This window comes from Tsuneonella mangrovi (assembly GCF_002269345.1).
In the GTDB taxonomy this organism is placed as follows: Bacteria; Pseudomonadota; Alphaproteobacteria; order Sphingomonadales; family Sphingomonadaceae; genus Tsuneonella; species Tsuneonella mangrovi.
Genome location: NZ_CP022889.1, coordinates 1,348,475 through 1,360,344 on the forward strand (window position 1 = coordinate 1,348,475; position 11,870 = coordinate 1,360,344).

Annotated in this window: 12 protein-coding genes; 5 read left to right on the top strand and 7 right to left on the bottom strand. The window is 63.7% G+C overall.

Features of this window, described 5'->3' with window-relative positions; genetic code table 11:
* Positions 1–3: 3 nt before the first annotated feature.
* On the bottom strand, positions 4–657 hold the full coding sequence (locus tag CJO11_RS06655; protein WP_095012011.1) for a Crp/Fnr family transcriptional regulator: 654 nt from the start codon (positions 655–657) through the stop codon (positions 4–6).
* A 75-nt stretch (positions 658–732) separates the two neighbouring features.
* Between CJO11_RS06655 and CJO11_RS06660 the strand changes: the two genes are divergently transcribed.
* Entirely contained in the window at positions 733–1,320 is a 588-nt protein-coding gene (locus CJO11_RS06660) for an HD domain-containing protein (RefSeq protein ID WP_095012012.1), read from the top strand.
* 18 nt (positions 1,321–1,338) lie between these two features.
* Complete coding sequence (locus CJO11_RS06665; protein ID WP_205651114.1) at positions 1,339–2,133, top strand: class II aldolase/adducin family protein; 795 nt, start codon at positions 1,339–1,341, stop codon at positions 2,131–2,133.
* Between the two features lie 45 nt (positions 2,134–2,178).
* On the opposite strand, the gene CJO11_RS06670 is transcribed toward CJO11_RS06665, so the two are convergent.
* Genes CJO11_RS06670 through CJO11_RS06680 form a run of 3 tightly spaced genes read right to left on the bottom strand, consistent with a single transcriptional unit; the run spans position 2,179 to position 5,246 of the window.
* Positions 2,179–3,321 carry an acyl-CoA dehydrogenase family protein gene (locus tag CJO11_RS06670; RefSeq protein ID WP_095012013.1) on the bottom strand — a complete coding sequence of 381 codons (1,143 nt, stop codon included), beginning with the start codon at positions 3,319–3,321 and terminating at the stop codon, positions 2,179–2,181.
* A 14-nt stretch (positions 3,322–3,335) separates the two neighbouring features.
* A complete protein-coding gene (locus CJO11_RS06675) occupies positions 3,336–4,484 on the bottom strand; it encodes a CaiB/BaiF CoA transferase family protein (RefSeq protein WP_095012014.1) in 1,149 nt (382 codons plus the stop codon).
* Positions 4,485–5,246, bottom strand: a complete 762-nt coding sequence (locus CJO11_RS06680; protein WP_240504334.1) for a crotonase/enoyl-CoA hydratase family protein — start codon at positions 5,244–5,246, stop codon at positions 4,485–4,487.
* A 103-nt stretch (positions 5,247–5,349) separates the two neighbouring features.
* Between CJO11_RS06680 and CJO11_RS06685 the strand changes: the two genes are divergently transcribed.
* From CJO11_RS06685 to CJO11_RS06695, 3 genes are all read left to right on the top strand, one after another.
* Positions 5,350–6,618, top strand: a complete 1,269-nt coding sequence (locus CJO11_RS06685) for an acetyl-CoA C-acetyltransferase (RefSeq protein WP_095012015.1) — start codon at positions 5,350–5,352, stop codon at positions 6,616–6,618.
* A gap of 108 nt (positions 6,619–6,726) precedes the next feature.
* The gene (hppD, locus tag CJO11_RS06690; RefSeq protein WP_095013261.1) at positions 6,727–7,827 is read left to right on the top strand and encodes a 4-hydroxyphenylpyruvate dioxygenase; all 1,101 of its coding nucleotides are present in this window, start codon (positions 6,727–6,729) and stop codon (positions 7,825–7,827) included.
* Complete coding sequence (locus CJO11_RS06695) at positions 7,824–8,384, top strand: VOC family protein (protein ID WP_095012016.1); 561 nt, start codon at positions 7,824–7,826, stop codon at positions 8,382–8,384. Before hppD ends, CJO11_RS06695 begins: the two co-directional genes overlap by 4 nt.
* 9 nt (positions 8,385–8,393) lie before the next feature.
* On the opposite strand, the gene rfbB is transcribed toward CJO11_RS06695, so the two are convergent.
* The 3 genes from rfbB to wecC all read right to left on the bottom strand — a co-directional run bounded on the left by rfbB (position 8,394) and on the right by wecC (position 11,732).
* Positions 8,394–9,449, bottom strand: a complete 1,056-nt coding sequence (gene rfbB, locus CJO11_RS06700; RefSeq protein ID WP_095012017.1) for a dTDP-glucose 4,6-dehydratase — start codon at positions 9,447–9,449, stop codon at positions 8,394–8,396.
* Positions 9,450–9,462: 13 nt separating this feature from the next.
* On the bottom strand, positions 9,463–10,341 hold the full coding sequence (rfbA, locus tag CJO11_RS06705) for a glucose-1-phosphate thymidylyltransferase RfbA (RefSeq protein WP_095013262.1): 879 nt from the start codon (positions 10,339–10,341) through the stop codon (positions 9,463–9,465).
* Positions 10,342–10,427: 86 nt separating this feature from the next.
* Complete coding sequence (wecC, locus tag CJO11_RS06710) at positions 10,428–11,732, bottom strand: UDP-N-acetyl-D-mannosamine dehydrogenase (protein WP_095012018.1); 1,305 nt, start codon at positions 11,730–11,732, stop codon at positions 10,428–10,430.
* Positions 11,733–11,870: the final 138 nt, after the last annotated feature.

The window sequence follows — 11,870 nt, forward strand, 5'->3', positions numbered from 1 at the left end:
CGATCAGCCGCAATAAGCGGTAATGCCGTTGGGGTCAGTCACCGAGATCTTGCCATAGCCAAGATCGACCAGCCGCTTGGCGGCAAAATCGGACAGGATCTTGCCCACGGTGACTCGTGAAACTCCCACAAAGTCGGCCATTTCCTGCTGGGTGATCTCGAGGTCGGGGCCGTCACTCGTCGCAAGATCGGCCAGCACCCGGGCGATGCGAACCTGCGCGGACAGGCTGTAGTCGCTCTCGATCCGGTCGAGCGCAGTGCGCATCTTGTGCGCCATCGAGGCGAGCATCCAGCGGGCGAAACGCGGTTCGTTTGCCAGCAGCCGATCGATCTGCGGCAGGTCGATCCACACCAGTTCGACCGCGTCTTCGGCGATTGCGTTGACCTGCTGCGGCAGGTGCGTGAGACACGCCAGTTCTCCCACGAGGTCGCCCTTGCCGAGAACGCCGTAGAGGATCCGCTCGCCATCGCGGCCGAACCGGCAGGCCATCAGGTGCCCGCTTTCGATCAGCCAGAAGCCGGTCGGCTGATCGCCGCGATGGAGCACTTGCGATCCGGCGGCAAAGCTGTGCCTGCGTCCCACTGAAACCAGCAGCGCGAAGATATCCCCTTCGGCACGGGTGGGCCCGATTTCGGAGAAATGATAAGTCCTTTGCATTCTTTCGCGTCATGCGCGCATAGAATGCGTTGCACAAGAGCAATCGATTCGCCTCGATTCGGGAGAGATTTGACGATGACCGACCTGCTGGAAAAGACCGCCGCCTTCCACACGATGTCCGAAGGGACGCAGGAAGACTGGGACATCATCATGACCCACATGAAGCCGTTCGCGCAAAGCGGCGGCAAGCGCGTGCTCGACCACTTGCGGCTGCTCGAAGGCGATTGCGGCGGGTTCGCAGTCGATCGGCTGACCCACTGCCTGCAGACCGCCACCCGCGCATACCGCGACGGGCGCGACGAGGACTATGTCGTGATGGCGCTGCTCCACGACATCGGCGACACGCTGGGCGCCTACAACCACGCCGATATCGCCGCAGCGATCCTCGAGCCGTTCCTGTCCGAAGAACTGCACTGGATCGTGAAGCATCATGCGATTTTCCAGGGCAGCAACTTCTTCCACTTCATCGGGCTGGATCCCGACATGCGCGAGAAATATGCCGACTCGCCCTATTACGAGGCGACCAAGGAATTCATCGAGAAGTACGATTGCCCGGCATTCGACCCGGACTACGAAAGCGAACCGCTCGAGTTCTTCGAGCCGATGGTGATGCGGCTGTTCGAACGGCCGCGCGCCAGCGTGTACAAGCGAGCAATGGACTGAGCCGAGGAGTAAAGAGAGATGGCCACCGTAATCGACATGAAGACCAAGGCTGACGACAGCCACATCCGCGGCTCGGTCAGCGACGAGGAATGGCAGGTCCGCGTCGATCTTGCCGCCGCCTATCGCCTGGTGGCGCTGTATGGCTGGGACGACCTGATCTTCACTCACCTTTCCGCCCGCGTGCCCGGGCCGGAGCATCACTTCCTGATCAACCCGTACGACATGATGTTCGAAGAGATCACTGCGTCTTCGCTGGTCAAGATCGACGTCGAAGGCCAGCCGGTGCTGCCCACCGCACATCCGGTCAACCCTGCGGGTTTCACGATCCATTCGGCGCTGCACATGAACTGCGAGGATGCCTATTCGGTGATGCACCTGCACACTCCGGCCGGGCAGGCGGTGAGCGCGATGGCAGACGGCCTGCTGCCGCACACCCAGACCTCGATGATCGCCGGTTCGGACATCGCCTATCACGAGTACGAAGGCATCGCGACCGACCTCGAGGAGCGCGAACGACTGATCGAGGACATGGGCGACAAGCACGTGATGATCCTGCGCAACCATGGCACGCTGACGATCGGCAAGACCGTGGCGGAATGCTTCCTGCGGCTCTATTTCCTCGAGCGTGCGTGCGATGCACAGGTGAAGATGCTCTCCGCCGGGCGCGACGGGCTCAACAACCCGCCGCAGGGCACGCCGGAAAAGGTCAAGGCGCAGACCAAGCCCGAAGGTATGGGCATGATCGCCAACGGCCTCGCGTGGCCTGCGCTGCTGCGCAAGCTCGACCGGATCGACCCAAGCTTCCGCAACTGATCGGGCGAATGGATGGGGCGGGCCTCGCAGCCTGCCCCGCCACCGTCAGATCGAGCGCGAAATCACTTCCTTCATGATTTCGTTGGTTCCGCCGAAGATGCGGGTCACCCGCGCATCGCGCCACAGGCGGGCGACGAGGTATTCGTTCATGTAGCCCGCGCCGCCGTGGAGCTGGAGCGCGGCATCGCAGATCCGGCCCTGCATATCGGTGTGCCACAGCTTGGCCGAGCTCGCCTCGGCGGTAGTCAGTTCCCCGGCCAGGTGGCGGGTCAGTGCCCAGTCGATATGCGCCCAGCCGACCTGCAGCTGCGCGGCGAGGTCCGCCAGCGTGAACTTGGTGTTCTGGAATTCGAACACGCTCTGGCCGAACGCCTTGCGATCCTTGGTGAAGGCGACCGCTTCGTCGAACGCGCGTTGGGCACTGGCCTGCGCGCTGATGGCGATCGAGAGGCGCTCCTGCGGCAATTCCTCCATCAGATGGATGAACCCGCGCCCTTCCTGCCCGAGCAGGTTCTCCACCGGGACGCGCACGTCTTCGAAGAACAGCTCGCTGGTGTCGGCCGAATGCTGGCCGACCTTGTCGAGATTGCGGCCCTTCTGGAAACCGGGCGTACCGTCTTCCACCAGGATCAGGCTGGTGCCCTTCGCGCCCAGGCTCGGGTCGGTCTTGGCAACCACGATCACCACGTCGCAATTCTGCCCGTTGGTGATGTAGGTCTTGCTGCCGTTGATGATGAAATCGCTGCCGTCGCGCCGGGCGGTGGTGCGCACGCCCTGGAGATCGGACCCGGCGCCAGGTTCGGTCATGGCGATCGCGGTAATGACATCGCCCGAGACCATCCCCGGCAGCCAGCGCTGCCGCTGCTCTTCGCTGCCGAGCCGCTCGAAATAGTTCGCGGTGATATCGTTCTGCAAAGTAAACCCGGCCGACGAGCCGATGTAGCAGACTTCTTCGTTGACTACCGCGCAATAGCCGAAGTCGAGCCCCAGCCCGCCGTTCTCTTCGCTAACCGTGGGGCACAGCATTCCTGCCGCACCGAGTGCCTTCCATGCCTCGCGCGGGACGATGCCTTCGCGCTCGTGCTGTTCGAGGTGCGGGACCATTTCAGCGGCCAGCACCTTGCGAACGGTGTCGCGGAACATCTCGTGGTCTTCGGTAAACGCCGTGCGGCGGGAGGTATCGAGCATCGTTATTTTCCTTGTCAGGCCACGGTTCCGGCATCGCGCAGCGCGGCGCGTCCGGCTTCGTCAAATCCGAGCGATGCGAGGATCGCGTCGGTATCGTCACCCGGCATCGGTGCGGGCTGCGGCGTGGAGTTTGCGGTCTGCGAATAGCGCGGAGCGGGCATCGGCTGCTTGCCGCCGGCCCCATCGAAGAAGGTGCCGCGCGCGACGTTGTGCGGGTGCTGGGCCGCTTCGCTCATCGTCAGCACCGGCGCATAGCACACGTCGGTATGCTCCATCAGCGCATTCCATTCGTCGCGGGTTTTGCTCTTGAACAGCGCGGTAAGCTTGTCCTTGAGGCCGCCCCACTTGGCCCGGTCATGCTGGGCGTCGAATTCGGCGTCGTCAGCCAGCCCCGCGATCCGTCGCAACTCGGCATAGAACTGCGGTTCGATGCTGCCGATCGAGACGAACTTTCCGTCCGCCGTCTCGTAGGTATCGTAGAAATGCGCCCCGGTATCGAGCATGTTCGCCCCAAGCTCTTCCGACCACACGCCCATGTTCTTCATGCCGTGGATCATCGCCATCAGCACTGCGGTGCCATCGGTCATCGCACAGTCGATCACCTGGCCTTGCCCGCCACGCGCAACGTTGAGGAGCGCGCTCGACATGCCGAACGCGAGCATCATCCCGCCGCCACCGAAGTCGCCGATCATGTTGATTGGCGGGGTCGGTTTGCCGCCTGCGCGGCCGAAGTGCGCGAGCGCACCGGCGAGCGCGATGTAGTTGATGTCATGCCCGGCCCATGGCGAATAGGGACCGGTCTGCCCCCACCCCGTCATCCGGCCATAGACCAGCTTCGGGTTGTCCTTCAGCAGTTCATCCGGCCCCAGCCCGAGCCGCTCCATCACGCCGGGGCGAAAGCCCTCGATAATCCCGTCGGCGCTGGCGCACAGCTTGCGGGCGAGCGCGACGCCTTCAGGCGACTTCAAATTGACCGCGATCGACTTGCGCCCACGGGCAAGCACGTCAGCGTTCGATATCGGCTGCGATCCGCCCCGGGTGCCGCTTGCGCGGTCGATGCGGATCACTTCTGCGCCGTGATCTGCCAGCATCATCCCGCAAAAGGGGCCCGGCCCGATCCCGGCGAATTCGACGATCCTGAGGCCGCTGAGGGGGCCCGCCATTTACTTGCCCTTCCAGTTGGGCTTGCGCTTCTCGGCAAAGGCGGCAGCGCCTTCGCGCGCGTCTTCGGAGACGAACACCGGTGCGATCAACCGGGCTTGCCGGTCGTAGCGTTCGTCCATCGGCCAGCCGCGCGATTCCTTTACGATCTGCTTCGACACGCGCACCGCCAGTGGGCCGTTGGCGGCAATCGTATTGGCAAGCGCGATCGCCCCGTCGAGCGCCGCGCCGTCGACCACGCGGTTGATCAAGCCAAGTTCGTAAGCACGCGGCGCGTCGATGAATTCGCCGGTCAGCGCCAGTTCCATCGCGACTCGTTCGGGAATCTGGTCGGGCAGCATCATGACCCCGCCCGCTGCGGCGACGAGGCCGCGCTTGGCTTCGGGAATGCCGAACTTCGCACCGGCATTGGCGACCACCAGGTCGCAGGCGATCATCAGTTCGAGGCCACCGGCCAGCGCATAGCCTTCGACCGCGGCGATCAGCGGTTTCTTGGGCGGCGCCTGCACCACGCCGCCGAACCCGCGCCCTTTGATGCTGGGCGATTCGCCGCGCAGGAAGCCCTTGAGGTCCATACCCGAGCAGAATGTGCCACCCGCACCGGTCAGGATGCCGACCCGCAAGCTGTCGTCCGCGTCGAGCCGGTCCATCGCCTCAGCGATCCCTTCGGCTGCAGCCTTGTTCATCGCGTTCTTGGCTTCAGGGCGGTTGATCGTGACGATCAGGATCCCGTCTTCCTCACGCGTCAGCACATCTTCGCTCACCGGCACTCTCCCATTTCGTTTTGAAACTTGCTTGTACTCGTGCTGGCCAAGGTTTACGCAAACGTCAACCCGATTCCCGAACGAACACAAAAGAGGACTTCCAATGGCAGAAGCATATATCATCGACGCGGTGCGCACACCGCGCGGTATTGGTAAGGTCGGCAAGGGCGCGCTGGCGCACATGCACCCGCAGCACGTCGCCGCGACGGTGCTCAAGGCGATTGCCGAACGCAACCATCTCGACACCAAGGACGTCGATGATGTGATCTGGTCGGTCAGCACCCAGAAGGGCAAGCAAGGTGGCGACCTGGGCCGGATGGCCGCGCTCGACGCGGGTTACGACCAGACCAGCTCGGGCATGACGCTCGACCGCTTCTGCGGCGGCGGCATCACCAGCGTGAACCTCGCGGCTGCACAGATCATGAGCGGCATGGCCGACCTGGTGGTTGCCGGGGGCACCGAGATGATGAGCTACACCTCGTCCTCGACACAGGAGGAAATGCAGGCTGGCCTGATGCCGCTGGGCATGGGCGCGGGCAACGAACGGCTGCGCGAAGTGCACCCACAGAGCCACCAGGGCGTGTGCGGCGACGCGATTGCGACGATGGAAGGCTTCACCCGCGAAGACCTCGACGCGCTCGCATTGCGCAGCCAGCAGAAGGCCGCCGTCGCCATCGCTGAAGGCCGGTTCGACAAGTCGGTGATCCCGGTGGTCGATGTCGAAGGCAACGTGGTGCTCGACAAGGAAGAGTTTCCCCGTCCGCAGACCACCGCCGAAGGCCTCGCCGAGCTCAAGCCCAGCTTCGAGAAGATTGCCGATGCTCCGCTCGACGAAAAGGGCACGACCTTCCGCAAGCTGATCAACCAGAAGTATCCGGACCTCGACATCAAGCACTTCCACCATGCAGGCAACAGCTCGGGCGTGGTCGATGGTTCGGCAGCTATCCTGCTTGCGAGCAAGGACTACGCGAAGGCGCACGGGATGAAGCCGCGCGCACGGATCGTCGCCACCGCGAATCAGGGTGATGACCCTACGCTGATGCTCAACGCCCCAGTCCCGGCGGCAAAGAAGGTCCTCGAGAAGGCAGGCCTCACCAAGGACGACATCGACCTGTGGGAGATCAACGAAGCGTTTTCTGTAGTCGCCGCGAAGTTCATCCGCGATCTCGACCTGCCCGACGACAAGGTCAACGTGAACGGCGGCGCGATGGCGCTGGGCCACCCGATTGGCGCAACCGGTTCGATCCTGATCGGCACGATCGTCGATGAACTGGAGCGGCAGAACAAGCGCTACGGCCTCGTTACGATGTGCGCGGCGGGCGGGATGGCCCCGGCGATCATCGTCGAGCGGGTGGACGATTTCGTCGACTGACCCCCCAATCCCTCGGATAAAATGCTGGCGGCGGGCTTTGACAAAAGGTTCGCCGCTTGCTATTTGGTTTCATACGAAACTAGTTTAGCGATTACCGAGGACACATTCATGGCCGACCTGTTCGAAAATCCCATCGGGCTCGACGGATTCGAGTTCGTCGAATTCTGCGCGCCGGACAAGGGCGTGCTGGAACCGGTGTTCGAAGGCATGGGCTTCACCCACGTTGCTAGCCACCGCTCGAAGGATGTCGACCTGTGGCGCCAAGGCGGGATCAACCTGATCGCCAATTACGAACCGCGCAGCGCCGCGTGGTTCTTCGCCCGCGAGCACGGCCCTTCGGCGTGCGGCATGGCGTTCCGCGTGAAGGATGCGCGCAAGGCCTATGCCGAACTGCTCGCCCGCGGCGCCGAGCCGGTCCAGGTCCAGACCGGGCCGATGGAGCTGCACATCCCGGCGATCCGCGGCATCGGCGGGGCAATCCTCTACCTCGTCGATCGCTACGACGGCGACGCCGGGCAGGGGCTGACGATCTACGACATCGATTTCGAATACCTTCCGGGGGTCGAGAAAAACCCCGAAGGCGCGGGCTTCAAGCTGATCGATCACCTGACCCACAACGTCTATGGCGGACGGATGAAGTACTGGGCGGACTACTACGAGAAGCTGTTCAACTTCCGCGAAATCCGTTTTTTTGACATCAAAGGCGAATACACCGGGCTGACTTCCAAGGCGCTCACGGCGCCAGACGGCAAGATTCGCATCCCGCTCAACGAGGAAGGCGAAGGCGGCAAGGGCCAGATCGAGGAATTCCTGCGCGACTTCAACGGCGAAGGCATCCAGCATATTGCCTTGATCTGCGACGACCTGATCGCTGCATGGGACCGGCTCAAGGCGCTGGGCGTGCCGTTCATGACTGCTCCGCCGCAGGCCTATTACGACATGCTCGAAGAGCGCCTCCCGGGTCACGGCGAAGATGCCAACGCGCTGGGGATGCGCGGCATCCTGCTCGACGGCACGACCGAAGGCGGAAGCCCACGCCTCCTGCTGCAGATCTTCGCGCAGGCACAGGTCGGCCCGGTATTCTTCGAATTCATCCAGCGCAAGGGTGACGATGGGTTCGGCGAAGGCAACTTCAAGGCGCTGTTCGAAAGCATGGAGCGCGACCAAATCGAGCGCGGCACGCTCAATGTCGAGGAACCGGCACAATGACCGCGCACCCGATCAAACTCGGCGGGGTCCACCATGCGGCCTATCGCTGCAAGGACGCCAAAGAGACCGTCGAATGGTACGGCCGCGTCCTCGGCATGGACTACACCACTGCTTTCGCCGAGGACCACGTGCCTTCGACCGGCGAATACGATCCCTACATGCATGTGTTTCTCGACGCCGGTAACGGCAACGTGCTGGCGTTCTTCGAGCTGCCCAACCAGCCGGAGATGGGCCGCGACGAGCACACACCCGCGTGGGTCCAGCACCTGGCATTCCGGGTCGGCAGCGAAGAAGAACTGCTTGCCGCCAAGGAACACGTCGAAGCGCAAGGCATCGAAGTGCTTGGCCCGACGCACCACGGCATCTTCAAGTCGATCTATTTCTTCGACCCAAATGGCCACCGGGTGGAGCTTGCCGCCGACATCGGCACCGACGAGCAATACGCCGAACTGCGGCGCGTCGCTCCGTTGATGCTCGAGGAATGGAGCCAGACCAAGAAGGCTCCGCGCCACGCCGACTGGCTGCACGAGGTCGCCCGCGCCGAACACGGGAACTGATTTCCGGCGTCAATCCCGCCACAGCGGTCGCCACCAGTCCTCGTTAGCGAGGTACCAGCGCACTGATTGCGTCAGCCCGGCTACAAAATCGTATTGCGGCGCGTAGCCCAGATCGGTCCGCGCCCGAGCAGAATCGATCGCGTAGCGTCGGTCGTGCCCCGCGCGATCGGCTACGAATGACTTGAGTTCGGCGGTCGCGCGGCCTTGCGCTGCCGGGGCGTCAGGGAAGCGTTCGGCGAGTTCGGGATCGGTGGCAAAGGCGCTGTCGACCGCGTCGCACAGGGCATCGATCACCGCCATGTTGGGCAGTTCCGCTCCGCCGCCGATAGGGTAGGTTTCGCCGACAATCCCCCGCTCCAGACACAGTTCGATTGCGCGGCAATGGTCCTCGACATGGAGCCAGTCGCGCACGTTCATCCCGTCGCCGTAGATCGGCAGGGCGATCCCGTGCAGCGCGTTGAGCAGGAACAGCGGGATCAGCTTTTCGGGGTGCTGGTAGGGACCATAGTTGTTCGAACAATTGCTGGTCGTCACCGCCAGTCCGTAGGTGTTGTGATAGGCCCGCACCAAGTGGTCCGCCGCCGCTTTGGAGGCCGAATAGGGAGAGTTGGGCGCATAGGGCGATGCCTCGCTGAACGGCGGCGCGCCCTCCCCGAGCGAGCCGAAAACTTCGTCGGTCGAGATATGGTGGAACCAGTGGTCGCGCCCGCCGCCCTGCTCCAGCCATACCGCCCGCGCCGCCTTGAGCAGGCTGTGCGTACCGACGACATTCGTTTCGACGAAGGCATCCGGCCCGGCGATCGAGCGGTCGACGTGGCTTTCCGCCGCGAAGTGGACGATCGTGCCGATATCGCGCTCGCGCAACAGCTTCTCGACCAATGCGGTGTCGCGGATATCGCCGATCACCAACTCGGCCTGTGCGATCCCGGCAATGGTCGCGGGGTTCCCAGCATATGTCAGGCTGTCGAGCACAGTCAGGCCGTCGCCCGGATGGCGTTCGGCCCAGTAGCGCACGAAATTGCCGCCAATGAACCCGGCGCCTCCGGTTACGAGCAGGTTGGCCATAGCCCGCCCCCCATCAGCCGAGCAGCCGCAGCAGGTAGGCGCCGTAGCCCGAATTCATCAGCGAGCGAGCGATCTGTTCCAACTGCGCGTCGTCGATGAACCCCTGCCGCCAGGCGATCTCTTCGGGGCAGCACACCTTCACACCCTGCCGCTCTTCGAGGATGCGCACAAACGTGCCGGCATCGAGCAACGAATTGTGCGTGCCGGTGTCGAGCCACGCGAAGCCGCGCCCCAGGATTTCGACCGCAAGTTGTCCGTCTACGAGGTAGGACCGGTTGAGGTCGGTGATCTCGTATTCGCCGCGCGCCGAGGGTTGCAATTCTTTCGCCCGATCCACCGCCGTGCCGTCGTAGAAATAGAGCCCGGTGACGGCATATCTGGATGCAGGGCGGGCAGGCTTTTCCTCGATCGAGACTGCCCGACCCGAAGCGTCGAAGCCGATCACGCCGTAGTTCCCCGGATCGTCGACATGCGTTGCGAATACACTCGCCCCTGCGGCCCGCCTATCCGCCGTAGCGAGCAGTTCGGGCATTCCGTGGCCGTAGAAGATGTTGTCGCCCAGCACGAGCGCGCTCGGATCGCTGCCGACGAATCCGGCGGCTACGTGATAGGCCTGCGCAATCCCCTCGGGCTTTAACTGCGCAGCATAGGACAGTGCCACGCCGAAGTCCGATCCGTCGCCCAGCACGCGCTGGAATTGCGCGGCATCTTCGGCCGTGGTGATCACCACTATATCGCGGATTCCCGCCAACATCAGCGTGCACAGCGGGTAATAGACCAGCGGCTTGTCGTAGACCGGCATCAGCTGCTTAGAAACGCCACGGGTCAGCGGATAGAGCCGCGTCCCGGTGCCACCGGCGAGGATGATCCCCTTGCGCCCCGTCGATTGCATAACCCGCTTCACCTCGCACTGCCTGCGCCGCCTGCTTCGCAAGGGCCGCGAGGCAGGTCAACCGCGATCGCGGGATTGCAGTGCGCTCAGCCGGCCTTGCGAAGTTCGATCGGCCCGGCAACCACGGCGGGTTGGTCGGGCCATATGCCGCGAGTGTCGTAGACGACCTTGTCGGCGCGCTCCGCCAGCGGGACCGACTTGAATACGTCGTGATCGACCAGCACGATCATCACGTCGCACGCTTCCAGCGCGGTATCGATATCGACCTGGACCGCGCCGGTGCCTTCGAACTCGCGCGGCAGCTCGGCGGCGTAGGGTTCGACTACGTTGACCCGCCCGCCGTAGCGGCGCGCAAGGGTCGCTGCGACCAGCCGCGCAGGGCTTTCACGGAAGTCGTCGATGTTGGCTTTGAATGCCAAACCAAGGCACGCGATCCGCGCCTGCGGGTTGGCTTCGACCAGTTCGGTCGCTCGGGCGATGACGTGGTGGATCTTGCAATCGTTGACCCCGCGCGCGGTGCGGATCAGCGGGGTTTCGCTGGGCGCACCGTGGACGATGAACCACGGATCGACAGCGATACAGTGCCCGCCGACGCCCGGCCCCGGAGTAAGGATGTTGACGCGCGGATGGCGATTGGCCAGGCGGATCACTTCCCACACATCAAGCCCCATCGCATCGCTGACGATCGAAAGCTCGTTGGCGAACGCGATGTTGACGTCGCGATAGGCGTTTTCGACCAGCTTGGTCATTTCCGCGCTGCGGGCATCGGTGGTCACGCAAGTGCCGCGCACGAACCGCTTGTAGAAGCTCAGCGCCTTGCGCGCGCAGCGCGGCGTGATCCCGCCGATCGAACGGTCGTTGTTGGTCAGTTCCTCGAGGATGCGCCCGGGCAGCACGCGCTCGGGGCAATAGGCGATCGAGACATCGGGAATGCCGTCGGTCAGGCCCGGCAACTTGAGGTCGGGGCGCTGGCCGGCGATCATGTCGCGCATCGCTTCGGTCGTGCCGACCGGCGAGGTCGATTCGAGGATGATCGTATCGCCAGCTTTCAGCACTGCAGCGACGTTGCGCGCGGCATCGAGCACATAGGTCGTGTCAGGCGTATGCGCGTCGTCCTTGTGGAACGGGGTCGGCACCGCAATCACGAACACGTCGGCTGCTTGCACTTCGGTAGCCGCGCGCAGGAGACCGCGTTGGACCACGCCATGCACCAGTCCGTCGAGATCGACTTCCTCGATATGGATTTCGCCGCGATTGATCGTATCGACGACGTGCTGGCTCACGTCCACGCCGTGCACCTTCATCCCCGAACGGGCTATGATCGCAGCCGTCGGCAGGCCGATATAGCCGAGGCCGATCACGGAAACTTCAGGCAAAATTTCGCCGCGCATGGCAGTCCCTTGCAGTTCTTGTCGCGCACCCGTTTGCCAGCAAAGGGTTGATATTGCGGTAACGCTGATCGCGAGCGCCGAAAGCGCTTTGCATTCCGTGGGGCACAGCTCCGGCCTGCACGTTGCATCGCAAAGGCA

What these genes read in the sequence shown, in the direction of transcription:
- CJO11_RS06655 (WP_095012011.1), bottom strand. Translation starts at nt 657, where the DNA reads ATGCAAAGGACTTATCATTTCTCCGAAATCGGGCCCACCCGTGCCGAA.
- CJO11_RS06660 (WP_095012012.1), top strand. Translation starts at nt 733, where the DNA reads ATGACCGACCTGCTGGAAAAGACCGCCGCCTTCCACACGATGTCCGAA.
- CJO11_RS06665 (WP_205651114.1), top strand. Translation starts at nt 1,339, where the DNA reads ATGGCCACCGTAATCGACATGAAGACCAAGGCTGACGACAGCCACATC.
- CJO11_RS06670 (WP_095012013.1), bottom strand. Translation starts at nt 3,321, where the DNA reads ATGCTCGATACCTCCCGCCGCACGGCGTTTACCGAAGACCACGAGATG.
- CJO11_RS06675 (WP_095012014.1), bottom strand. Translation starts at nt 4,484, where the DNA reads ATGGCGGGCCCCCTCAGCGGCCTCAGGATCGTCGAATTCGCCGGGATC.
- CJO11_RS06685 (WP_095012015.1), top strand. Translation starts at nt 5,350, where the DNA reads ATGGCAGAAGCATATATCATCGACGCGGTGCGCACACCGCGCGGTATT.
- hppD (WP_095013261.1), top strand. Translation starts at nt 6,727, where the DNA reads ATGGCCGACCTGTTCGAAAATCCCATCGGGCTCGACGGATTCGAGTTC.
- CJO11_RS06695 (WP_095012016.1), top strand. Translation starts at nt 7,824, where the DNA reads ATGACCGCGCACCCGATCAAACTCGGCGGGGTCCACCATGCGGCCTAT.
- rfbB (WP_095012017.1), bottom strand. Translation starts at nt 9,449, where the DNA reads ATGGCCAACCTGCTCGTAACCGGAGGCGCCGGGTTCATTGGCGGCAAT.
- rfbA (WP_095013262.1), bottom strand. Translation starts at nt 10,341, where the DNA reads ATGCAATCGACGGGGCGCAAGGGGATCATCCTCGCCGGTGGCACCGGG.
- wecC (WP_095012018.1), bottom strand. Translation starts at nt 11,732, where the DNA reads ATGCGCGGCGAAATTTTGCCTGAAGTTTCCGTGATCGGCCTCGGCTAT.